This is a genomic window from Pantoea sp. SGAir0175 (genome assembly GCF_043547855.1).
In genome coordinates, this window is sequence record NZ_CP028081.1 from 795,727 (window position 1) to 817,503 (window position 21,777).

General features: G+C 58.0%; 20 protein-coding genes and 1 pseudogene. 6 read left to right on the top strand and 15 right to left on the bottom strand.

Annotation, left to right across the window (positions count from 1 at the left end; all coding sequences use genetic code 11):
• Window positions 1-471: 471 nt before the first annotated feature.
• On the top strand, window positions 472-2,619 hold the full coding sequence (locus C1N56_RS03620) for an ornithine decarboxylase (protein WP_159377885.1): 2,148 nt from the start codon (window positions 472-474) through the stop codon (window positions 2,617-2,619).
• Between the two features lie 67 nt (window positions 2,620-2,686).
• Here C1N56_RS03620 and mltC read toward each other — a convergent pair whose 3' ends face one another.
• The 3 genes from mltC to mutY are packed head-to-tail and all read right to left on the bottom strand — an operon-like array spanning window position 2,687 to window position 5,178.
• Window positions 2,687-3,766, bottom strand: a complete 1,080-nt coding sequence (gene mltC / locus C1N56_RS03625) for a membrane-bound lytic murein transglycosylase MltC (RefSeq protein WP_021506619.1) — start codon at window positions 3,764-3,766, stop codon at window positions 2,687-2,689.
• A gap of 54 nt (window positions 3,767-3,820) precedes the next feature.
• Window positions 3,821-4,093 (bottom strand): oxidative damage protection protein, encoded by a 273-nt coding sequence (locus tag C1N56_RS03630; RefSeq protein ID WP_010617014.1) that lies wholly within the window; start codon window positions 4,091-4,093, stop codon window positions 3,821-3,823.
• Window positions 4,093-5,178, bottom strand: coding sequence for an A/G-specific adenine glycosylase (gene mutY, locus C1N56_RS03635; RefSeq protein WP_058757119.1), 1,086 nt, complete (start codon window positions 5,176-5,178; stop codon window positions 4,093-4,095). The genes C1N56_RS03630 and mutY overlap by 1 nt, the downstream gene beginning before the upstream one ends.
• A 154-nt stretch (window positions 5,179-5,332) precedes the next feature.
• Between mutY and trmB the strand changes: the two genes are divergently transcribed.
• The 4 genes from trmB (at window position 5,333) to C1N56_RS03655 (ending at window position 9,733) form a co-directional block, all read left to right on the top strand.
• Complete coding sequence (gene trmB / locus C1N56_RS03640) at window positions 5,333-6,052, top strand: tRNA (guanosine(46)-N7)-methyltransferase TrmB (protein WP_021506621.1); 720 nt, start codon at window positions 5,333-5,335, stop codon at window positions 6,050-6,052.
• On the top strand, window positions 6,052-6,378 hold the full coding sequence (locus C1N56_RS03645) for a YggL family protein (protein WP_021313105.1): 327 nt from the start codon (window positions 6,052-6,054) through the stop codon (window positions 6,376-6,378). The genes trmB and C1N56_RS03645 overlap by 1 nt, the downstream gene beginning before the upstream one ends.
• 172 nt (window positions 6,379-6,550) lie before the next feature.
• Window positions 6,551-7,267 (top strand): YggN family protein, encoded by a 717-nt coding sequence (locus C1N56_RS03650; protein WP_058757118.1) that lies wholly within the window; start codon window positions 6,551-6,553, stop codon window positions 7,265-7,267.
• Window positions 7,268-7,477: 210 nt separating this feature from the next.
• Window positions 7,478-9,733: an Ig-like domain-containing protein gene (locus C1N56_RS03655; protein WP_394517137.1), complete on the top strand. Its 2,256-nt coding sequence runs from the start codon at window positions 7,478-7,480 to the stop codon at window positions 9,731-9,733.
• A gap of 70 nt (window positions 9,734-9,803) precedes the next feature.
• Here C1N56_RS03655 and hemW read toward each other — a convergent pair whose 3' ends face one another.
• From hemW to C1N56_RS03675, 4 genes are read right to left on the bottom strand one after another with little or no spacing between them, the layout of a single operon-like run.
• On the bottom strand, window positions 9,804-10,934 hold the full coding sequence (hemW, locus tag C1N56_RS03660) for a radical SAM family heme chaperone HemW (RefSeq protein ID WP_059011655.1): 1,131 nt from the start codon (window positions 10,932-10,934) through the stop codon (window positions 9,804-9,806).
• A complete protein-coding gene (locus C1N56_RS03665) occupies window positions 10,927-11,520 on the bottom strand; it encodes an XTP/dITP diphosphatase (protein WP_058771534.1) in 594 nt (197 codons plus the stop codon). Before C1N56_RS03665 ends, hemW begins: the two co-directional genes overlap by 8 nt.
• Before the next feature lie 20 nt (window positions 11,521-11,540).
• The gene (locus tag C1N56_RS03670) at window positions 11,541-12,095 is read right to left on the bottom strand and encodes a YggT family protein (protein ID WP_021506626.1); all 555 of its coding nucleotides are present in this window, start codon (window positions 12,093-12,095) and stop codon (window positions 11,541-11,543) included.
• A gap of 12 nt (window positions 12,096-12,107) precedes the next feature.
• Window positions 12,108-12,815, bottom strand: a complete 708-nt coding sequence (locus C1N56_RS03675; protein WP_394517138.1) for a YggS family pyridoxal phosphate-dependent enzyme — start codon at window positions 12,813-12,815, stop codon at window positions 12,108-12,110.
• Between the two features lie 16 nt (window positions 12,816-12,831).
• On the opposite strand from C1N56_RS03675, the gene C1N56_RS03680 reads away from it, so the two are divergent.
• On the top strand, window positions 12,832-13,824 hold the full coding sequence (locus C1N56_RS03680; RefSeq protein ID WP_288424734.1) for a type IV pilus twitching motility protein PilT: 993 nt from the start codon (window positions 12,832-12,834) through the stop codon (window positions 13,822-13,824).
• Window positions 13,825-13,890: 66 nt separating this feature from the next.
• Here the strand turns inward: C1N56_RS03680 and ruvX are convergent, their stop codons facing one another.
• The 8 genes and pseudogenes from ruvX to metK form a co-directional block, all read right to left on the bottom strand.
• Window positions 13,891-14,307, bottom strand: a complete 417-nt coding sequence (gene ruvX, locus C1N56_RS03685) for a Holliday junction resolvase RuvX (protein WP_058757113.1) — start codon at window positions 14,305-14,307, stop codon at window positions 13,891-13,893.
• Entirely contained in the window at window positions 14,307-14,870 is a 564-nt protein-coding gene (locus tag C1N56_RS03690) for a YqgE/AlgH family protein (RefSeq protein WP_021506630.1), read from the bottom strand. Before C1N56_RS03690 ends, ruvX begins: the two co-directional genes overlap by 1 nt.
• Window positions 14,871-14,955: 85 nt before the next feature.
• Window positions 14,956-15,900 carry a glutathione synthase gene (gene gshB, locus C1N56_RS03695; RefSeq protein WP_058781622.1) on the bottom strand — a complete coding sequence of 315 codons (945 nt, stop codon included), beginning with the start codon at window positions 15,898-15,900 and terminating at the stop codon, window positions 14,956-14,958.
• Between the two features lie 96 nt (window positions 15,901-15,996).
• On the bottom strand, window positions 15,997-16,728 hold the full coding sequence (rsmE, locus tag C1N56_RS03700; RefSeq protein ID WP_021506632.1) for a 16S rRNA (uracil(1498)-N(3))-methyltransferase: 732 nt from the start codon (window positions 16,726-16,728) through the stop codon (window positions 15,997-15,999).
• Window positions 16,729-16,801: 73 nt separating this feature from the next.
• A pseudogene (gene endA, locus C1N56_RS03705) lies at window positions 16,802-17,509 on the bottom strand (deoxyribonuclease I).
• 78 nt (window positions 17,510-17,587) lie between these two features.
• A complete protein-coding gene (locus C1N56_RS03710; protein WP_153002045.1) occupies window positions 17,588-18,100 on the bottom strand; it encodes a SprT family zinc-dependent metalloprotease in 513 nt (170 codons plus the stop codon).
• 105 nt (window positions 18,101-18,205) lie between these two features.
• A complete protein-coding gene (locus C1N56_RS03715; RefSeq protein ID WP_031279461.1) occupies window positions 18,206-19,600 on the bottom strand; it encodes a sugar porter family MFS transporter in 1,395 nt (464 codons plus the stop codon).
• A gap of 521 nt (window positions 19,601-20,121) precedes the next feature.
• Window positions 20,122-21,273, bottom strand: coding sequence for a methionine adenosyltransferase (gene metK, locus C1N56_RS03720; protein WP_021506636.1), 1,152 nt, complete (start codon window positions 21,271-21,273; stop codon window positions 20,122-20,124).
• Window positions 21,274-21,777: the final 504 nt, after the last annotated feature.

Sequence of the window (21,777 nt, forward strand, 5' to 3'; positions counted from 1 at the left end):
ATCGCACCGGCGTTACATTCTGCATAACTTTGCATAACCTTCGACTATTCAGGCAGTTAAAAATAGACGCCTTAACTATTGTTCATGTAAATCAATGAAGTGGCGCGTTGGCGTTCTGCATCAAAATTCCGCCCTGATTGGTTGTTCCCGGTAAAAAAAGATGCCATCATGTCGCCCGAATTTATTCCCCATCTTCATCGCTGAGGACGCCGCCATGTCCGGTACAATGCACATCTGCACTTGTCGCCGTGCGCTTCATGACAAGCGCGCCTCTGTCATCTGTTGTTCGCATTTCCCGCTCACCATGCGGTGAGGCTACGCCCCGTTCGCTGTTGGATATGAGTAAAGACAGACGCGATCTGGCTTTACTGATGTCTATCGGTTGCGGCCGCCGGACGTTATTCGCCGGGGAAATTTCCTCATTGCTGTGCCTCTGGCACCCACTCATCCTTCATTACGGGGATTTGTGTTATGAACCCATTGAAAATTGCTGCCAGCGTAGCGGTAGCGCCAAGCCTGAGTCTCAACACCGCGCGCGACGTGGTGACGCTGGATAATACCGATTTCACCGACGTAGCCGCGGTAGTGGTCTCGCTGGCCGATACACGCAGCGGCGTGCTGACGCTGCTGCGCCAGACTGGCTTCAATCTGCCGGTGTTTGTCGCGAACGCCTTTGATGACGCGGTGCTGACGCTGCCGGGCGTGACCGGAGAGATCAACGGCGCAGCGGAAGAGTGGCAGGCGCTGGAGCTGGCGGCGCAGGCGTACGAGGCGGAACTGCTGCCGCCGTTTTTCGACACCCTGACGCGCTATGTCGATATGCAGAACAGCACCTTTGCCTGTCCGGGCCATCAGGGCGGGGCGTTTTTCCGCCGTCATCCGGCCGGACGCCAGTTTTATGAGTTCTACGGCGAGAACGTCTTTCGCTCCGATATGTGTAACGCGGACGTCAAGCTGGGCGATTTACTGATCCACGAAGGCTCGGCCAAGGATGCGCAGAAATATGCCGCGCGCGTGTTCAACGCCGATAAAACCTACTTCGTGCTGAACGGCACCTCCAGCGCCAACAAAGTGGTGACCAATGCGCTGCTGACGCGCGGCGATCTGGTGCTGTTTGACCGCAATAACCATAAATCTAACCACCACGGTGCGCTGATCCAGGCAGGCGCCACGCCGGTTTATCTGGAAGCGGCGCGTAATCCGTTTGGTTTTATTGGCGGCATCGATGCGCACTGTTTCGACGAGACGTATCTGCGCGAGCAGGTGCGCCAGGTCGCGCCACAGCGCGCGGATCAGCCGCGTCCGTTCCGGCTGGCGATCATCCAGCTTGGTACCTACGATGGCACGGTATACAACGCGCGCCAGGTGGTGGATCGCATCGGGCATCTGTGTGACTACATCCTGTTTGATTCGGCATGGCTGGGTTATGAGCAGTTTATTCCGCTGATGGCCGGCTGCTCGCCGCTGACGCTGGAGCTCAATGAGAACGATCCGGGGATTTTTGTCACCCAGTCGGTGCATAAGCAGCTGGCGGGCTTCTCGCAGACTTCGCAGATTCACAAGAAAGATAACCATATTCGCGGCCAGAAACGTTTCTGCCCACACAAGCGGCTGAACAACGCGTTTATGCTGCACGCCTCAACCAGCCCGTTCTATCCGCTGTTCGCTGCGCTGGATATCAACGCCAGAATGCATCAGGGCGAAGCGGGGCGCAGCATGTGGCACGACTGCGTCACGCTGGGCATTGAGGCACGCAAAGCGATCCTTGAGCGCTGCAGCCTGATTCAGCCCTTCCTGCCGGAGCAGGTGCACGGCAAGCCATGGCAGGCGGCAGAAACCGCCACCATCGCCGCCGATCCGGCGTATTTCAGCTTCGAACCGGGCGCGAAGTGGCACGGTTTTGCCGGTTACGATGCCGGACAGTATCTGGTGGACCCGTGCAAGCTGCTGCTCACCACGCCAGGCATTGATGCCACCAGCGGCGAATACACCCGCTTTGGCATTCCGGCCACCATTCTCGCCAACTATCTGCGCGAGAACGGTATCGTGCCGGAGAAGTGCGATCTCAACTCAATCCTGTTCCTGCTGACCCCAGCGGAAACGCCGGAAAAAATGGCGCATCTGGTGGCGATGCTGGAGCAGTTTGAACAGCACGTGCGTGAGGATGCGCTGCTGGCCGAAGTGCTGCCGAGCGTGTATCGCAGGCACGTTGAGCGCTATCAGGGCTATACGCTGCGTCGCCTGTGCCAGGAGATGCACGATTTGTACGTCAGCTACGACGTCAAAGATCTGCAGCGCGACATGTTCCGTCAGGCGTGTTTCCCGAAAGTCGAGGTCAATCCGCAGGATGCGCATCAGGCGTATATTCGCGGTGACGTTGAGCTGGTGCCGATCGCCAGCGCCGAAGGGCGCATTGCCGCCGAGGGGGCGCTGCCGTATCCGCCGGGTGTGCTGTGCGTGGTGCCAGGCGAAACCTGGGGCGGGGCAGTGCAGCGCTATTTCCTCGCGCTGGAAGCGGGTATCAATCTGCTGCCGGGCTTTTCACCGGAGTTGCAGGGGGTTTACACCGAGGAGGATGACAGCGGGCACAAGCGGTTAGTGGCGAATATGATGTTGTAGGAGGGGGCTGTTCCCTACCGCACGGCACCTTCTCCCGCAGGCGGGAGAAGGTGGCGATGAGCGCGAATCAATAACGGTGGTAGCTGCGCTGTGCCTGGCTCACTTTGTACAGATAGCGGCGCGACTCGGCCGACGGATGGTTGGTGGTCAGCGTCTGATACACCTGGCTCGGTGACATGCCGTTGATGGTGGCGAAGGCGCGGTCTTTATCGCTGGAGAACACGCGCAGCACGCTGCCCGCCCCGCCGTTATAAGCGGTGATCACTGCGTAACGGCGCGACAGCGGATCCTGAATCCCGCCGAGATAGCTCTTCTGCAGCAGCGACAGATATGCGGTACCGGCATCAATGTTATTGGCCGGATCGAGCAGATAGCTGCGGCTCGGTTTACCCCATTTGCCCTTCATGCGGAACACATCGACCCCGGCAGTATGCTGCACCACCTGCATCAGACCCAGCGCATCGGCGTTGCTTACCGCATAAGGGTTGAAGCTCGATTCGGTCTGCATGATCGCCAGAATCAGCGAGGCATCAACGCCATACTGTTCGGCGGCTTTGCGCACCAGCGGCAGATATTTATGCGCACGTTTGTCGAGGTGGTTAGGCACCATCGGAATGGTCACCGACCAGATAACGTGCAGCCCGGAGGTGCGTTTCTGCAGTTTGTTCTGGATCAGGTAATCAGCAAAGTTACCGGCGCGTCCCTGCCAGCGGATCGGCTGACCGGTGTTATCCAGCACCTGGCCGTACAGCAGCGGCTCTTTACTGATCTGAATATCGTTGGCGTCGGAGTAGAGATCGACGTTGCCCGGATCGTCACCAATCAACAGCGTGGTGATGATGGCCTGACGCAGGCTGGCCATCGGATCGGTGCCGGAAATGGTCTCAATGGTGATGCTACCGCTGTCGAAGTTGATGTGACTGCGGGTGTAATAGTTATCGCTGTATTTGACGTAGTCCTTGGGTCCGGCGATCAGAACCTCATTGATTCCCCAGATATTCTCGATGTTGGCGGCAAATTGCCCCATTAGAATGTCAAAACCGTTGGTGTCCTTAACCCACTCTTCATGGTACTGCGATTTTTTTTGTCCGGAGCAGGAGACTAACAGGGGTGCGATGACCAGCAGTGCTATCAGTTTTTTATTCATTGTGAATGCGTGCCTGACTCGAAAAAGAGGGCCTCAAAGGGAGGCCCTGAACGTTTATTTTTCTGGCGGGGTGTAACCTTCAATGTGCACATCTTTGCCTTCGAACAGGAAATTCACCATCTCCTTCTCCAGCACTTTGCGATCTTCCGGGTTCATCATGTTGAGCTTCTTCTCGTTGATCAACATGGTCTGCTTAGACATCCACTGCTGCCAGGCCTCTTTGGAAATCTCATTGTAGATGCGCTTACCCAGTTCGCCAGGATAGAGCTGAAAGTCCTGGCCTTCAGCGTCGCGTTGCAGATAAGTACAAAAAATGGTGCGGCTCATTACTCTTCCTCTTCGGTCAAACTGGTTCGCAGTTGAAGCTGCCGGGGATGGCGCAGCTCATGCAGCAGGCGCTCTACCGGCGCGGCCAGCCCCACTGACGGTGGTTGCGCTAAGTTATACCAGAGACCGCCGGCTTCATCCATCAGCGACCCGGAGGAAGGCCACGCCAGCCACATAGGCACAATATCTAAGTGGAAATGGCTGAAGGTGTGGCGAAACGCGGTAAGCTGCTGCGGCTTCGCGTGGATGCCGCGCGCCGCCAGCCAGTCAGTCAGCGCTTGCTCACTGGTGAACTGCGGGAAGCAGAACAGGCCGCCCCACAAACCCACCGGCGGACGCTGTTCCAGAAACACCTCGTCGCCGTGCTGCAGCATCAGGAACCAGCCGCTGCGCTCTGGTAGCGTGACTTTCGGTTTCTTACCGGGATAATCAGCCCAGTTGCCTTGTGCATAAGCCGCGCAGCCGCTATTCAGCGGGCAGATTTCGCATTTCGGGCGGGAGCGAGTACACACTAACGCGCCGAGATCCATCATCGCCTGATTGAACTGGCTGACGCCTTCCGCTGGCGTGACGTCTTCACTGATCTGCCACAGCCGCTTCTCCACCTCTTTTTTGCCCGGCCAGCCGCTCACTGCATAGCAGCGCGCCAGAACGCGTTTTACGTTGCCGTCGAGGATCGGGAAATGCAGGCCGAGCGACAGCGACAGGATCGCGCCCGCCGTGGAGCGGCCGACGCCCGGCAGCGCCGCGACGTCATCGAAATGAGGCGGGAATACGCCGCCGTGCAGCTCAACCACCTGTTTAGCCGCCTTGTGCAGGTTACGCGCCCGTGCGTAATAGCCGAGGCCGGTCCACAGATGCAGCACTTCATCAAGCGGCGCGGCGGCCAGGTCGGCAACCGTGGGGAAGCGCGCCATAAAGCGTTCGAAATAGGGAATAACGGTGGCAACCTGCGTCTGCTGCAGCATCACTTCGGAGAGCCACACCTTGTAGGGCGTTTTCTCCAGCTGCCACGGCAGAGTTTTACGGCCAAAGCGTTGGTACCACTCCAGCACCTGTTGCGCGAACTGCGGCGCCTGCATCATAAGAAGGAAATTTTCCGTGTTTACTCTACAATCAGGCAGGAATTCCAGCACAGAGACATCAGGGTGTAAACCGGAAGATTGCAAAGGCTTGCTTCTGTTACTTAACTTTGCATAATGCCCGTTTCCCTGAACAGGCTAACCAGCAGGTTTCAACATGATTAATGACGTCATCACCCCGGAATTTGATGAGAACGGGCGGCCTTTACGCCGTATCCGCAGTTTTGTGCGCCGCCAGGGGCGCTTAACGAAAGGACAGCAGCTCGCGCTCGACAATTACTGGCCGGAGATGGGCGTCGAGTATCAGCCGCAGCCGCTGGACATGGTTGCGCTGTTTGGCCGCGAAGCGCCGCTGGTGCTGGAGATTGGTTTTGGCATGGGCGCCTCGCTGGTGACCATGGCGCAGAACAATCCGCATCAGAACTTCCTCGGCATTGAAGTGCATGCGCCGGGTGTCGGTGCCTGTCTGGCCTCGGCCAAAGAGGCAGGCGTGCAGAATCTGCGCGTGATGTGTCACGACGCGGTGGAAGTGCTGGAAAACATGGTGCCGGACAATTCGCTGCGCATGGTGCAGCTGTTTTTCCCGGATCCATGGCATAAGGCGCGCCACAACAAGCGCCGCATCGTCCAGGTACCGTTTGCCGAGCTGGTGCTGCGCAAGCTGAAGCTGGGCGGCGTGTTCCACATGGCGACCGACTGGGAAGAGTACGCCACGCACATGCTGGAAGTGATGAGCAGCATCGATGGCTACAGCAATCAGTCGGAGAGCCAGAATTACGTGCCGCGTCCGGAAACGCGTCCGTTAACCAAATTTGAGCAGCGCGGGCAGCGACTGGGCCATGGCGTATGGGATCTGATGTTTGAGAGGGTGAAATAATGGCTGTAAAACGTAGCCGCCGTTTACGTAAAAAGTTGCATGTTGATGAGTTTCAGGAGCTGGGCTTCTCTGTTGCCTGGCGTTTTGCCGAAGGCACCAGTGAGGAAGAGGTGGATGCCACGCTCGATCAGTTCATCAATGAGGTGATCGATCCGAATGGTCTGGCCTATGACGGCAGCGGCTATCTGGTGTGGGAAGGGCTGGTGTGTCTGCAGCAGACCGGCAAATGCACCGACGCGCACCGCGAGCTGGTGCGTAACTGGCTGGAAAAGAAAAATCTCGCCGATATTCAGGTCACTGAACTCTTCGACGTTTGGTGGGACTAAGTATCACCACTGGCGATAACTTCGCGCGATGAATCGCGCCGCTACACATTCAGTGCGTGTTGGTTGATTCGCTTGTCCAATGCACCTTTCGTAGCGGCGCAATTTATTGCGCATCGCCAGACGCAGCACAATGCCACCGCTTATCAGACTATTCACATCTGCAGGAGATTTCATGGTTCGTAAGGCTCTTCTCGCCGCGCTGCTGCTGGCGGCAGCTCAGGCGCATGCTGACTATCAGTGCAGCGTCAATCCAAAGGATGATGTGATCATCAAACCCCAGAGCGTGCAGGTGGTGGGCAGCAACGGCAACCTTGAAATCACGCCGCAGGGCGATGTGCAGTTCAACGGCAAGTCGGTGAGCGTCGATAACGCCACGCGCCAGCAGGCGATTGACTACCAGAACGCGCTGCGTCGCGATCTGCCGTGGGTCGACAGCGGCGCAACCACCCGTCTGGAGCGGGGCCGCGTGGCGCTGGATAAAGTGATTGTCGAAAAACTCGGCTCGGACAGCAATGTGCGCAATCGCCTGACCACGCTGAACGGTCAGCTGAAGCAGCAGATGAACCGCATCATCGAGCATCGCCCGGATGGCCTGACTTTCCACCATCAGGCCATTGAGCAGGTGCGCGCCGACGGCGAGAAGCTGGTGCAGAGCACGCTGGGCGGGGTGTTGCAGGATAGCCTGAACGAGATGGGTACCAAACAGGCCGCCAGCGGCAGCAATCCGCTACAGGCGCTGATGGGCAACCTCGGCGGGCTACAGCAGTCGATTCAGACTGAATGGAACAATCAGGAGCAGGATTTCCAGAACTTCGGTCATGAAGTGTGTAACCGGGTGACCGCACTGGAGAGCCAGCGCAAGACGCTGATGCAGAACGTAAAGGGCTAAGCCAGCCGCGTTGCCGCTGAATGCACGGAACATCACGGCGTCATTGTTCTTCTGAACAGTGGCGCCTTTTTTATCCCCGCAACTTTTAAGCCATGATTTAACGGGTTGTCTTAGATTCGGGACGAATCTGATAACGACAAAATTTCCGCATTAATAACTATATCAACGGGCATTCAGCCTATTGAACTTATTAATTTTTAAGGAAATTTTATGTTATTTTCTGACACCTCTGCTTCCAGTTCACACCCGGTTTTATCACCCCCTGTGGTTATCGTTGCCGAACGCGGCTGGTACAACGACCCGCAAAAACGCTGGCAGGGAACGGTACAAACGCCGGACGCCGTTGAAGTCATCGTGACGGTTAACGGTGGCAATCCGCTACACGTGCCGGTGATCAATGGCCACTTCGAGTGGATGCCGCCGCAGCCGATGGCCGATGGTGAATACCAGCTCACCTTTACCGCCGTGGATGCCGCCGGCAATCACAGCGCACCCACGCGCGTGGATTACAATATCGATACCCATCCGCCCGCCAGACCGATCATCGAAGCGATTGAAGACCACGTTGCCGGCGGCGTGGAGGACGGTAACAGCATCCGCCGTAACGGCTATACCAACGATGATCAGCCGGTGGTACGCGGGCAGGCCGAAGGCAACGCGTTGGTTTATCTCTATAATGGCAACCAACTTCTCGCCTCTGTCCGTGCCGATGCGCAGGGCAATTGGCAGGCACAACTCGATCTGCCGCAGGACGGAACCTATAACCTGACGGCGCAGGCCGAGGACCGCGCCGACAACCGCAGCCAGCCGTCGCCGAAGTGGACCTTTCATCTTGATACGCTTACCCCGGAAACGCCGACGTTCAGCTATTACGACGACAATCGCGGGCTGTATCAGGGCCAGTTTGGCCGCGGCAAACCCACCGATGATGTCCGGCCGGAACTGCACGGCGAAGCCGAGCCCGGCAGCGTGGTGCGCATTCAGTATGCCGCACCGGGCGGAAAGTGGGTTGTCGGCGGTACGGCCACCGTCGACAGCAGCGGCCACTGGCACTGGACACCGCCGCAGGATCTGCTGCCGGACGGCGACTGGCGTTTTCGCAGCCGCAGCAGCGATAAAGCCGGCAACGTCAGTCAATGGAGCGACAGCTGGACGCTGACCATCGACACTCGTATCAACACGCCCACCATCCTGCAGGCTATCGATGACGTCGGCACCATCCAGCCGGTGCTGCCGGGCCAGACCACCGACGATAAGCGGCTCGATTTTTCCGGACAGGCCGAGCCTTACAGTCAGGTGACGCTGTACCAGAACGGCGTGGCAGCCGGCAGCGCGACGGTGGGGGCCGATGGGCGCTGGCAGATTACCCCGGACCGCGACATGCAGCCGGGCAGCAACAACTTTACGGTAAAAGCGGTCGATGTGGCGGGTAACGTCAGTGACTATGCGCCCAACTGGGCGATTAACTATGACTCTGGCGTAAAGCACAGTTCTGGCGAAGAGAACTGGAACTGTCGCGCCAATACCAGCTGGCAAACCGGCCGTGTGTATCAGTACGGCGGGTTGAAAGTCACCGAACTGAAACATGGCACCAGCAACAACTGTTTCTATACCGGCATCATGAACCGGCCGGATGGCTATGAAAGCAAAGCGATTGAGATGCTGGATCATTCAGTCGTGCAGTTTGATTTTGGTGCCACCAATTACGTGGAGTTCAATTATGGCTATCTCCACAATTGCGATACCTACGTGGATATCTTCTCCCCCAGCGGTGAACTGCTGGGGCGCGAATACCTGCAGCCCAGTGGCGCCAGTCGGTCAGAGCAAGGCCTGAACACCTTTAGCTGGCAGGCTCCGGCGGGCCAGCAGATTGGCTATATTGACGTCCATTCGGGCGAAGATCCGGATACCTATAAAAAAGTGCTGTGCTGGAACGTGCTGGTGAAGCGCGATGTCGGCTGGATTATTGATACTGTGCGCTGGGGCAAAGACGAGAGCCTGATACAGCACCATACGCTGCCGGAAACGCAGGAACAGGAGGGCGCGCAGCTGCATCTGAATGATGTGCAGCAGTGGCTGGCGGCGCACAGTGGACAACCGCTGCAGGGCTTCTCTGCGCTGGTGCTGGAAGGAGAACATCAGCAACTTGATTATCAGCAGCTGACGCAGCATATCAGCGGCCTGCAGCATATCGATCTCACCGGCTCCGGAGACAATCTGCTGCAGCTGGATGCGCAGCAGCTGTTGCAGCAGGCGCATCAGGATGTGTTGCTGCCAGAGCGCACGCGCAGCTGGCTGATTGATGGTGATGCCGGCGACGTGGTACAGCTCAGCGATAGCACGCAATTTTATCAGCAGTGGCAGCAGCAGGGGACGCAGCAGAGCGGTGGCAAAGTGTGGCAGGTGTTTGAGAGTCTCGACCACAGCGCGACGCTGTTAATCAATAATGAGGTGATGGTCGCCTGAGCGTAACAGATGCAGCCGTGCCGCACAGCACGGCTGCCAGCGGAAAAGGCGCGCGCCTTCTCCGCTGAATTTACATGAACAGCTCCAGCAGCGAATTGAGGAACAGTTTGCCTTTTTCGGTGATCTGCCAGTGCTCTGGCTGCTCCTGCACATAACCGGCGGCGATGGCTGCGTCGATCTGCGGGCGAATCACTGCCTCGTTCAGCCCGGTGTAGCGCTGAAAGTCGGCGCGCGGCGCGGCTTCCAGCAGGCGGAACCGGTTCATAAAGAACTCGAACGGCTTGTCCTCGTCCGGCACGTCATGCTGCTTATCCAGATAGTTGCCCTTCATAAAACCGCGCGGATGACGGGTTTTCACCGTACGCACGATGCGCCCGTCCGGCTGCGTCAGCTTGCCGTGCGCGCCACAGCCGATGCCGAGGTAATCACCGAAGCGCCAGTAGTTCAGGTTATGCTCGCAGCGATAGCCCGGTTTGGCGTAGGCCGAGGTTTCATACTGCTGATAGCCTGCGGCGCTCAGCAGCTGATGACCCTGCTCAAAGATATCCCACAGCGCATCGTCATCCGGCAATACCGGCGGGCGTGAACCAAACAGCGTGTTGGGCTCAATGGTCAGCTGATACCACGACAGATGCGGCGGATTGAGGGCAATCGCCTGGCGCAAATCGTCCAGCGCCTCTTCCAGCGACTGATCCGGCAGGCCGTGCATCAGGTCGAGGTTAAAGCTGCGCAGGCCGAGACCGGCCGCCAGCTGTGCCGCGCGGACCGCCTCGTCCGGACCGTGAATGCGGCCCAGGCGCGTCAGCTTTTGCGGACTGAAACTCTGCACGCCAATCGAAATCCGATTAATGCCCGCCCGCTGATAGCCGCTGAAGCGATCGGCTTCCACCGTGCCCGGATTGGCTTCCATGGTGATTTCGGCGTCCGCCGCCAGCGGCAGGCGCGCACGCACGCCATCCATTAGCTGCTGCATCGCTTCGCTGCTCAGCAGGCTGGGCGTGCCGCCGCCGATGAAAATGGTGCGGACTTCGCGCCCGGCGGTCAGCGGCAGATCCTGGTCAAGATCGTTGAGCAGATGCTGCACATACTCACTGTGCGGCACTTCGCCTTTAAGCGCGTGCGAGTTGAAGTCGCAGTACGGACATTTCTGCACGCACCACGGGATGTGGATATAAAGGCTTAACGGTGGTAACTCAGGCATTGCGCATCGCTTCCAGCAGCAGCGTCAATGCTTTACCCCGGTGCGACACGGCACGCTTTTCATCCTTGCTCAGCTCGGCTGCGGTTTTACCCAGCGCCGGCACGTAGAAGATCGGATCATAACCGAAACCGCCTTCACCGGCGGCCGCACGGGTAATCTCCCCGGCCCAGCTGCCGTGGAACACCAGCGGCGTCGGGTCAGCGGCGTGACGCACGTACACCAGTACGCAGTGGAACTGAGCCTGGCGCTCGCCGTCCGGCACCAGCTCCAGTGCCTGCAGCAGTTTGTCGAGATTCTGCTGGTCGCTGGCATCAACGCCGGCATAGCGCGCCGAGTAAATGCCCGGCGCGCCGCCCAGCGCATCGACCGCCAGCCCGGAGTCATCGGCAATCGCCGGCAGGCCGGTGATCTGCGCCGCGTGACGCGCTTTCAGGATGGCGTTTTCGATAAAGGTCAGCCCGGTCTCTTCGGCAGACTCTACGCCCAGCTCGGTTTGCGCCACGATATCCAGGCCGAAGGCCGCTAACAGATCGGCCAGTTCACGTACTTTGCCCGGATTACCGGTGGCGAGCACAACTTTTTGCATAACAGTTCCAGATTAACGAATTACAGCAGGTACCAGAGACCCGGGAACAGGTCCATACCGAGGAAGTTCAGCGCATACAGCACCAGAATCACGATCATCGCCGAGAAATCAATGCCGCCCATCGCCGGCAGGATACGGCGAATCGGGGCCATCAGCGGTTCGGTCAGCTGGATTAGCACATAGTCCATCGCGCCGCGTCCCTGGCTGATCCAGCTCATCAGCGAGCGAATGATGATCACCCAGAACACCAGATAGCCGGCGGATTTGACCAGTGACAGCAGGCCCACCAGCAGGTTGGTCGGATCGACGGAGAACACCCCGACCTGAATCAGCAGCAGAATCGGATATTTCAGCGTGGTCAGCACGAAAGCCAGCAGTAGTGACGCGGTGTCAATCGGTCCCAGCGCCGGCAAAATGCGGCGCAGTGGTTTAACAATCGGCTGGGTGATCTTCACGACAAACTGCGCCAGCGGATTGTAAAAGTCACAGCGTGACCACTGCATCCAGATGCGCAGCAGCAGCACCATCACGTACAGATCAATCAGCGTTTTGACTAAAAACGTCAGTGTTAACATGAGGTTCCTCAATTATTGTTGTGAAGGGCGTGCATAATCCCGCGCGCCAAATACCGCGGTGCCGATGCGCACCATCGTACTGCCTGCGGCAATCGCCGCATCCATATCGTCGCTCATTCCCAGAGAAAGCGTATCGACGCCAGGATAGTCCTGTTGCAAGGCACGAAACGCGCTGGCCATCTGCTGGCACACCGCCAGCTGGCGCGCGTAATCCTGCTCGGGCGCCGGAATTGCCATCAGTCCACGCAGGCGCAAACGCGGCAGGGCGGCAATCTGTTGCGCCAGCCCGGCGACGGCCTCCAGCATGATGCCAGATTTGCTGTGCTCGTCACTGATATTTACCTGAATTAACACGTTGAGCGGCGGCAGCGCGGCCGGACGCTGATCGTTCAGCCGCTGCGCGATACGCAGACGGTCAACGGTATGGCACCAGGTAAAGTTTTCCGCCACCAGACGGCTTTTATTGGATTGTAACGGCCCGATAAAGTGCCATTGCAGATCAGGATGTGCGGCCAGTTCGGCAACTTTTTCAACCCCTTCCTGCACGTAATTTTCACCGAAGGCGCGCTGTCCGGCGGCAATGGCTTCTGCGATAGCGCTCGCAGGTTTGGTTTTGCTCACTGCAAGCAGCGTAATTTCTTCTGGCGCGCGGCCGCAACGCGCGGCGGCAGCAGCGATCCGCTCGCGCACTTGCTGTAAGTTGTGCTCAATGGAAGTCATAGTCAGGAGAAGTTAAATGGATTTGGATGACGTTGTGGCGCTTAGTGTAAAGCATAATGCGGCCGATCTGCACCTTTGCAGCGGACATTTACCGCACTGGCGCCGACAGGGCGTGCTGGAGCCAATACCGCAACAGCACAGCTTGCCTGAGCGCTGGCTGCAGGCCTTTAGCGAGCAGTGGCTTAGCGCCGCGCAGCGCAGCGAGTTAGCCGGCAGCGGTCACGTCGATTTCGCCATCACGCTCGGCAACGGCAGCCGGCTGCGCGCCAATCTGTTCCGCCAGCGTCACGGACTGGCGCTGGCGCTGCGGCTGATTGCCAGCCAGCCACCGGATATAGCGCGCCTGCAGCTGCCGGACGTGGTGCGCTCGCTGCTGCAACTGGAGGAAGGGCTTATCCTCATCACCGGCGCGACCGGCAGCGGCAAATCCACCACGCTGGCGGCGCTGGTGGATAGCCTCAATCGTCAGCAGGCGCGCCACATTATCACGCTGGAAGATCCGATCGAGTTTGTCCATCACAGCCAGCGTTCGCTGATTCAGCAGCGCGAAATCGGCGCGCACTGCGCTTCGTTTCAGCTCGGATTAAAAGCGGCGCTGCGTGAAGATCCGGATGTGATCCTGCTGGGTGAGCTGCGCGACAGCGAAACCATCCGCCTGGCGCTGACCGCTGCTGAGACCGGCCATCTGGTGCTGGCCACGCTGCATACGCGCGGCGCGACGCAGGCGGTGGACCGGCTGGTGGATGTTTTTCCGGCCGAGGAGAAAAACCTCGTGCGCACGCAGCTGGCCGGCAGCCTGAAAGCGGTGCTGGCGCAGCGTTTAGTCGCCGCCAAAGCCGGCGGCCGCATTGGCCTGTTTGAAGTGCTGGTGGCGACGCCGGCGGTCGCTAACCTGATCCGCGAAGGCAAAATGCATCAGCTGCCCGGTGTGTTGCAGACCGGCGCGCAGGCAGGGATGCAGACTTTCGCCCAGAGCGAGCAGGCCCGGCGTGAGGCGGGATTGATTTGAGCAGGGACGTGCCCTGAGAACCACCGACACGGCGGCGCGAAACCGCGCGGCCGCATTCGGGCTGATTTAATGCGTCTCGAACCAGTCCTGCAGGATAATCACTGCGGACTGCGAATCAATATGGCCTTTCTGCAGCGCGCGATAGCCGCCGCGTTCGAACAGGTCGGCACGCGCTTCAACGGTGCTCAGGCGCTCATCCTGCAGCTCCACACGCACGCCGAAGCGGCCGTGAAGCCGGTTAGCAAACTTGCGTGCGCGCGCAGTCAGCGGCTGTTCGCTGCCGTCCATGTTGAGTGGCAGGCCAACCACCACGTAATCCGGCTGCCACTCTTTCAGCAGCTTACCTATTAGCTCCCAGTCCGGTGTGCCGTCCTGCGCTTTCAGCGCGGTAAGCGGACGCGCAGTGCCGGTCAGCTGTTGCCCGATGGCAACGCCGATGCTTTTGGTACCGAAGTCAAAGCCGAGCAGCGTTTCACTGGCCATCAGGCGTGCCCTGCATCGCTGGTCATGTTGTGGATGTCCACACCCATGCTGCGCGCGGCTTCACGCCAGCGTTCGGCAATCGGCGTCTGGAACAGGATCTGCGTATTGGCCGGCGTGGTCAGCCAGGCATTCTCCAGCAGCTCATTTTCCAGCTGATCCTTCTCCCATGCGCAATAACCCAGTGCCACCAGCACGTTCTCTGGCTGTTCACGCGTGCCGATCGCTTCCAGCACATCGCGCGAAGTGGTGATCACCGTATTGTCAGAAATACGGATACTGGAGGAGAATACGCGCTGGGCCGAGTGCAGAATAAAGCCACGATCTTCCGCCAGCGGACCACCGGCAAACACCGGTTTGTCCAGTTTGATGGCAGGATCGCGTTCTGATGGGCTGATCTTAAGTTTTTTCAGGATGCCTTCGACCGTCAGGTTGTCCATCGGCTTGTTAACGATCAAACCCATGGCACCCTCTTCGTTATGCTCGCAGATATACACCACCGAGCGTTTGAAGAAAGGGTCCTGCAGCGACGGCATCGCAATCAAGAAATGGTGCTGTAAATTCATTCTCACTCGTTTACCAAAAATAGCCGGTGCTGAACGGCTGCACCGGCTTTGGGTGGTTCACGGAGCTCTCACTCCTGCGGCATCCTCAGCCCAAACGTTTTTCAATCGCGTCCATCAGCATGCCGGTGATGGAGACCGGGAACGCCGCCTCGATTTCGCGGATGCAGGTTGGGCTGGTGACGTTAACTTCTGTCAGTTTATCACCGATAATATCGAGGCCGACAAAAATCAGCCCTTTGGCTTTCAATGTCGGACCTACGCGGCGGGCAATTTCCCAGTCGCTGTCGCTCAGCGGACGGGCTTCGCCGCGGCCACCGGCGGCGAGGTTGCCACGGGTTTCGCCGCCCTGCGGAATGCGTGCCAGGCAGTATGGCACCGGTTCACCATCGACCACCAGCACGCGTTTATCACCGTCTTTGATCGCCGGCAGATAATTTTGCGCCATGCAGAAGAACTGACCGTGGTTGGTCAGCGTTTCGGTGATCACGCCGAAGTTGGCATCATCTTTTTTGATGCGGAAAATCGACGCGCCGCCCATGCCGTCGAGCGGCTTGAAGATCACATCGCCATGCTCCTGCCAGAACGCGCGCAGCTGCTCTTTGTTGCGCGTCACCAGCGTGTCTGGCGTCAGGTCGGCAAACCAGGCGGTGTAGAGTTTTTCGTTGCAGTCACGCAGGCTCTGCGGTTTGTTAACGATCAGCGTGCCTTGCTCTTCCGCGCGCTCCAGCAGATAAGTGGCGTAAATGAACTCGGTATCAAACGGCGGGTCTTTACGCATCAGCACCACGTTAAGATCGGCCAGCGGGATAGTCTGCTCGCTGCCAAACGTGTACCACTGCTCGTAGTTCTGCTCGACGCTCAGCAGCCGGGTGCGCGCATAAGTCACGCCACCGCGCAGCGACAGATCGCCCATCTCCATGTAGTGAATTTCATAACCGCGGCGCTGTGCTTCCAGCAACATGGCGAAGCTGGAGTCTTTTTTAATGTTGATGGACGAAATCGGGTCCATAACGATGCCAAGCTTAATCATTATTCTCTCCTCAAAGGGGAATTCAGCCACCCCGTTCCGTGCGAAAGCGTTGTGCTGGTCAGTTATCTGCGTGTGTCTTCGGGCTGAAAGTATCCCTTAACCGAGGTCACCAAACCTCACCTGAAGTGCCGTGATGGCGGTGAGCGCCGTGGTTTCGGTGCGCAAAACGCGCGGACCGAGCAGGATATCGGTAAAGCCGTGCTGCGCCGTCATGGCAATTTCCTCTGCCGACAGGCCGCCTTCCGGGCCAATCAGCAGCCGTACGCGTTCAACCGGCTGCGGCAGCGTATTGATACTGTGGCTGGCGCGCGGATGCAGGTTGAGCTTCAGGCCGTCATCCGCTTCGGCGCACCAGGCTTCGAGCGTCATCGCAGCGCGGATTTCCGGCACGCGATTACGACCGCACTGCTCGCAGGCGGCGATGGCAATTTTTTGCCACTGCTGAATCTTTTTCGCCAGGCGTTCGGCATCCAGCTTTACGCCACAGCGTTCAGAAAACAAGGGCGTAATCACATTCACGCCCAGTTCGATCGATTTCTGGATAGTGAATTCCATTTTTTCACCGCGCGACATCACCTGACCGAGGTGTAAGTGCAGCGGGGATTCGCGATCGTCAGGCTGGCTGGCAAGGACCTTTACTTTTACACGCTTTTTGTCGGCCTGGGTGATTTCGGCGCTAAAAGTCAGATTACTGCCATCAAACAGCTCGATCTGCTGTCCGGCGCTCATGCGCAGCACGCGGCCGACGTGGTTGGCGGCATCCTCATCAAGCAGAACTTCACTGTTAACGGTTAGAGCTTCGGGGTGATAAATGCGGGGTATGCGCATGCGGTTCCTGCCGGCGTTATGCCGCATCGCGCGATGCGGCCCAATCGAAAAAAGCTAGTGTAGGGTAGCGCTTTCAGCGCTGGCAAGCCTGCTGTACCCAGGAATTGTGATTTCCCTGCACCGCGGCGATGCGCTGGTCACGTTCGCACTCCCACGGCGTGACCGGATACTGCTTGTTCCACGCGGTGAACAGCTGGGTTTGCTGGCGTGACAGGCGCAGATGATACTGGTCGCGCATATAGAAGTAGGTGCGGGCGATGGCGCCGCGCGCGCGCTCGGGAGGCTCGGCGCGCTTCTGCTTAAAATCGATCTTCATGCTGCACTGACCGTACGGCTGCTCGCCACCGTTCCACTGGCTGTACTGGAAGTTGTTGCGGTCGCCGTTCACTTCGCCGATGGCTGGCTGCAGGTTGTGCAGATCGCTTTCGATGCGACGGTAATCTGCGTCTTTGCTGCAGTTTTTGCGTCCGCCATTTTGCCAGCACTGACGCTGATGACCAAACTCCCATGCCGGCATGACGTGTTCCCACTCGATGCGTTCCGCGCGGTTGGCGTTCTTGCGCACGCTTTAGCCGCAGCTGTTCAGATCCGGCACGCCTTTTTTACCGTGCCAGCTGATTTTGCAGCCGCAGTAAAAATCCGCCGGCGCATCCGCGTTGATCTTTGCCGCGACCACTTTCGCCTGCTGAAAATTGTTCTGGTTGTAATGGGTGAGACTGAGGCTGTACGCGCTGAGCGGCGCGACCAGCAGAGAGAGTAATAACAGCGTTTTGCGAGACATATTCCAAAAAATAACCTGGTACCGAAAAAGGGCGGCAGGGTAACAGAATGGTCGGGCGCGGGGAATGAGAATCGCGGACTAATCCGCTGCGTATTCACCGGGTTGCAGCAGCGTACCGCAATGCACGCAGCGATATTCGCTCTCACCACGCACCACGCGGTTATGGCGGCGTACCGTCAGCTGATGTTGCTGGCAGCGACAGCGATAGGGGAAGGTATTGCTGCGCACCGAAGTGATTGCGAACTGGTGGGTGCGGCGGGCGGGCACGCCCAGCACGTCCTCCATCATCCACTTCCACTCTTTGCCGTGCGGCGGCACACGGCCGAAGGTTTTCCACACCAGCAGATGCGCCAGCTCATGCGGCACCACTTCATCAATAAAAGCCTGCTGGTTTTCCTGCAGCAGCACCGGGTTGAGGCGAATTTGCCACTGCTCCAGCCACGCGGTGCCTGCGGCCGTACCGCGCTGCTGATAAACCAGCGTTGGCTCTTCGAAATGACGTTCGAGTTTTTGCTGAGCCAGCTGCAAAAAATGGCGCAGCGAGCGCATGACGGCTTGTTGCAGGGCGATGGGCAGACGTGGCGTTTTCATGTGCGGCAGCATAAGGCGTTGCCGCGGGGTACGCAACTGCATGCGCACAGGCGGCAGATAAAAAAAAGGGCCGCCCTGCGGCAGCCCCGGTTAACGCGTCTGGCCTTACTGCTGGCCGATATCGCGCAGTTTTTTGCCCGACATCAGGTTGCGCTCGATGTGCTCCAGCGAGACGTTTTTGGTCTCCGGAATCAGCGCGACCGTCAGCAGAATAAAGAACACGTTCAGCGCGGCGTAGACCCAGAAAGTCGGCGCGTTGCCCAGCGAGTTCAGCATGGTCAGGAAGGTGGCACCAACGATCATGTTGGCAATCCAGTTGGTCGCGGTAGAGACGGTGATACCAAAATCACGCCCTTTCAGCGGCTGAATTTCAGAACACAGTACCCAAATCAGCGGACCGGCTGACATCGCGAAGCCAACAATGAACATCAGCAGCATGGCGATGGCAAAGTACTGCTCACCGGCAGAGTTAATGCCAATGTGCAGCATGGTACCGAGGATGCCCATGCCGGCCGCCATCACCAGGAAGCCCAGCACCAGCGTGGGTTTACGGCCCCAGCGATCCACCAGACCGATAGCGATAAAGGTCGCCAGCACGTTCACCAGACCCACGATCACGGTGCCCCACATTTGCTGCGTGGTATTGGCGAAGCCGGCGATTTCGAAGATTTTCGGTGCGTAGTACATGATGACGTTCATGCCGGTGAACTGCTGCATTACCTGCAACAGCACGCCGAGGAACACCGCGCGGCGGAAGTTGCTGTTGCTCTGGAACAGCTGCCAGCCGGACTGTTTGATCTTCAGGCTTTCGCGGATCTCATCCAGCTCGCGTTTCGCCTGCTCGCTGGTGTCACGCAGGCGGTCCAGCACGCGCTGTGCATCGCGGAAGTCACCTTTCGCCGCCAGCCAGCGCGGGCTGTTTGGCAGGAACACCACGCCAACCAGCAGCAGCACCGCCGGAATAGTGATGATGCCCAGCATCCAGCGCCAGTCGCCCGAGGCACTGAACGCGGTGTCCGACAGGTAAGCGCCGAGAATACCGATGGTGATCATCAGCTGATACAGGGAAATCATACTGCCGCGGATCTTCTCCGGTGCGATTTCCGAGAGATACAGCGGGGCGGTATAAGAGGCAACGCCGACGGCAAGGCCGAGCACCACGCGTGCGGCAATCAGCATTTCCGGGTTTGGCGCCATCGCCGACCACAGTGAACCGATAACGAACAGGATGGCACCGGCCATCAGGCTCTTTTTACGGCCGAGACGCGAAGACATCCAGCCGCTGCCCACGGCACCAACCGCAGCACCGAACATCATTGAGCTGACGATCCACTCCTGCTGATGTGCGGTAACGTTGAAATCTTTCGCGATGAAGGGCAGGGCACCGGCGATAACGCCGATATCCAGACCGAACAGCAGGCCCGCCAGAGCGGCCAGAAAGCAGACAAACAGGGTCATCGCCTTGTTTGAGGTTCTGCTTTTGTGAGTATTACCAGGCATATTGCCTCCGAAGTTTATCCATCTTTGTTTTTATCAATGTTAAGTAAGCTGCCTGCGGGAAAAAGTGAGTGCGATCACATCGATGTAATCGGTTACACACGCTGAAACCCTGTAATCCAGCATTTTTTGCCCGAATCAGTCACATAACCAGTAAGGTATAGCACCCTTTAAGTTTCTGACATCACTATAAATATCGGCTATCAGACGACGCTGAAAATAACGCATTTTCATCACCGTTACTACGCTGAAAAATCTCTAAATTGAAGATATTAAAAGGATTTCAAAATGTAATCGTTAACACTTTGTTGTAAGCGCAGTGCTAACAGTGTAGACAGCGCTGAAAAATGCGCCTGCGGTGGTATAGACAAAAAGTGTGATGGTGCAAAGGCGGGATAGGGGAAGCGGTCAGGGACGAAAGCGTGGAAATTTCGCCGGTAAAAAAGCCCGCTTGCGCGGGCTCGATTTTACCTTCTCCCGTAAGAGAAGTTCGGGGTGAGAGCCGTTGCCCGCACCCGCGTTGATTACAGGCCTGCGGCCTCGCGCAGCTGGGCGGCTTTGTCGGTCTGTTCCCACGGGAAGTGTTCACGACCAAAGTGACCGTAGGCAGCGGTTTCTTTGTAGATAGGCTTCAGCAGATCCATCATCTGAATCAGACCGTATGGACGCAGGTCGAAGAACTCACGCACCAGCAGCGTCAGCTGTTCGGTTGAAACTTTCTCGGTACCGAAGGTTTCCACCATGATTGAGGTCGGTTCTGCCACGCCAATCGCGTAAGAAACCTGGATTTCGCAGCGATCGGCCAGGCCAGCGGCAACGATGTTTTTTGCCACGTAGCGCGCAGCGTAAGCCGCTGAGCGGTCAACCTTCGACGGATCTTTACCAGAGAATGCGCCGCCGCCGTGACGGGCCATGCCGCCGTAGGTATCGACGATGATTTTACGACCGGTCAGGCCGCAGTCGCCCATCGGGCCGCCGATCACGAAACGACCGGTTGGGTTGATGTGGTATTTGGTGCTGGCGTTGATCCACTCGGTCGGCAGTACCGGCTTGATGATCTCTTCCATCACCGCTTCACGCAGATCGGCCTGAGAAATCTCTTCTGAATGCTGAGTTGACAGCACTACCGCATCGATACCGACAATCTTGCCGCCGTCATACTGGAAGGTAATCTGGCTTTTGGCATCCGGGCGCAGCCATGGCAGCGTGCCGTTTTTACGCACTTCAGCCTGACGCTGCACCAGACGGTGCGCGTAGGTCACCGGTGCCGGCATCAGCACGTCGGTTTCATTGGTGGCGTAACCAAACATCAGGCCCTGGTCGCCCGCGCCCTGTTCCAGCGGATCGGTACGGTCTACGCCCTGGTTGATGTCCGGCGACTGTTTACCAATCGCGCTCAGCACCGCACAGGAGTTAGCATCAAAGCCCATATCGGAATGAACATAGCCGATTTCACGTACGGTATTGCGGGTGATCTCTTCGATATCGACCCAGGCGCTGGTGGTGATCTCACCGCCAACCAGCACCATACCGGTTTTTACGTAGGTTTCGCAGGCGACGCGTGCTTTGGGATCCTGTTCAAGGATGGCGTCCAGCACGGCATCGGAAATCTGATCGGCGATTTTATCAGGATGTCCTTCTGATACGGACTCGGATGTAAAAAGGTGTTTAGCCATTCTGTTCTTTACCTTGCAAATGGTTTGAATTCGACTGCATAGCGTAAGCGGGATGATGCCAGCTCGACGCCCCTTCAGGCAAAGCCGCAAGCAGTAGGAAGTGTCAGCGTACCAGGCTCACACCGCCTGGATGTTAATCAGTTTAGATGGAAAACCATCTGGACGGCTATTTTAGGTCACTCAGTGCGCGTTTTTCCAGTGCTTTTTCGCCATCCGCATTTATCGCTACAGATCAACTGGAATATTTTCCTGACACCCGCCGCAGCGCGCCGACAAAGATTTTGCATTTTGCCGCGTCAGACTGTATAAAACGCCGCAGTTGTCCCATGGATGACGCCCCCGTGCGTCGCGCTGTCAGAGGCTGTTGATCTGATTTTCATCCACTCCGTTTCCGCATGCTGTTAGCAGGCGCTGGAGGTGATAAAAACAATGAACCACATTTTCGCTCTCTTCGGTTCACGGCGCCGTTCTGGCGCGCTGGCACGCCTTTCCATTTCCAGTTCT

Bases quoted from the DNA above. Each gene is read 5' to 3' on its own strand.
- rsmE (WP_021506632.1), bottom strand. From the start codon at position 16,728: ATGCGCATACCCCGCATTTATCACCCCGAAGCTCTAACCGTTAACAGT.
- C1N56_RS03620 (WP_159377885.1), top strand. From the start codon at position 472: ATGAACCCATTGAAAATTGCTGCCAGCGTAGCGGTAGCGCCAAGCCTG.
- ruvX (WP_058757113.1), bottom strand. From the start codon at position 14,307: ATGGCCAGTGAAACGCTGCTCGGCTTTGACTTCGGTACCAAAAGCATC.
- trmB (WP_021506621.1), top strand. From the start codon at position 5,333: ATGATTAATGACGTCATCACCCCGGAATTTGATGAGAACGGGCGGCCT.
- mltC (WP_021506619.1), bottom strand. From the start codon at position 3,766: ATGAATAAAAAACTGATAGCACTGCTGGTCATCGCACCCCTGTTAGTC.
- C1N56_RS03630 (WP_010617014.1), bottom strand. From the start codon at position 4,093: ATGAGCCGCACCATTTTTTGTACTTATCTGCAACGCGACGCTGAAGGC.
- C1N56_RS03715 (WP_031279461.1), bottom strand. From the start codon at position 19,600: ATGCCTGGTAATACTCACAAAAGCAGAACCTCAAACAAGGCGATGACC.
- C1N56_RS03655 (WP_394517137.1), top strand. From the start codon at position 7,478: ATGTTATTTTCTGACACCTCTGCTTCCAGTTCACACCCGGTTTTATCA.
- C1N56_RS03670 (WP_021506626.1), bottom strand. From the start codon at position 12,095: ATGTTAACACTGACGTTTTTAGTCAAAACGCTGATTGATCTGTACGTG.
- C1N56_RS03710 (WP_153002045.1), bottom strand. From the start codon at position 18,100: ATGAAAACGCCACGTCTGCCCATCGCCCTGCAACAAGCCGTCATGCGC.
- C1N56_RS03650 (WP_058757118.1), top strand. From the start codon at position 6,551: ATGGTTCGTAAGGCTCTTCTCGCCGCGCTGCTGCTGGCGGCAGCTCAG.
- C1N56_RS03690 (WP_021506630.1), bottom strand. From the start codon at position 14,870: ATGAATTTACAGCACCATTTCTTGATTGCGATGCCGTCGCTGCAGGAC.
- metK (WP_021506636.1), bottom strand. From the start codon at position 21,273: ATGGCTAAACACCTTTTTACATCCGAGTCCGTATCAGAAGGACATCCT.
- C1N56_RS03675 (WP_394517138.1), bottom strand. From the start codon at position 12,815: ATGACTTCCATTGAGCACAACTTACAGCAAGTGCGCGAGCGGATCGCT.
- hemW (WP_059011655.1), bottom strand. From the start codon at position 10,934: ATGCCTGAGTTACCACCGTTAAGCCTTTATATCCACATCCCGTGGTGC.
- mutY (WP_058757119.1), bottom strand. From the start codon at position 5,178: ATGATGCAGGCGCCGCAGTTCGCGCAACAGGTGCTGGAGTGGTACCAA.
- gshB (WP_058781622.1), bottom strand. From the start codon at position 15,900: ATGATTAAGCTTGGCATCGTTATGGACCCGATTTCGTCCATCAACATT.
- C1N56_RS03665 (WP_058771534.1), bottom strand. From the start codon at position 11,520: ATGCAAAAAGTTGTGCTCGCCACCGGTAATCCGGGCAAAGTACGTGAA.
- C1N56_RS03680 (WP_288424734.1), top strand. From the start codon at position 12,832: ATGGATTTGGATGACGTTGTGGCGCTTAGTGTAAAGCATAATGCGGCC.
- C1N56_RS03645 (WP_021313105.1), top strand. From the start codon at position 6,052: ATGGCTGTAAAACGTAGCCGCCGTTTACGTAAAAAGTTGCATGTTGAT.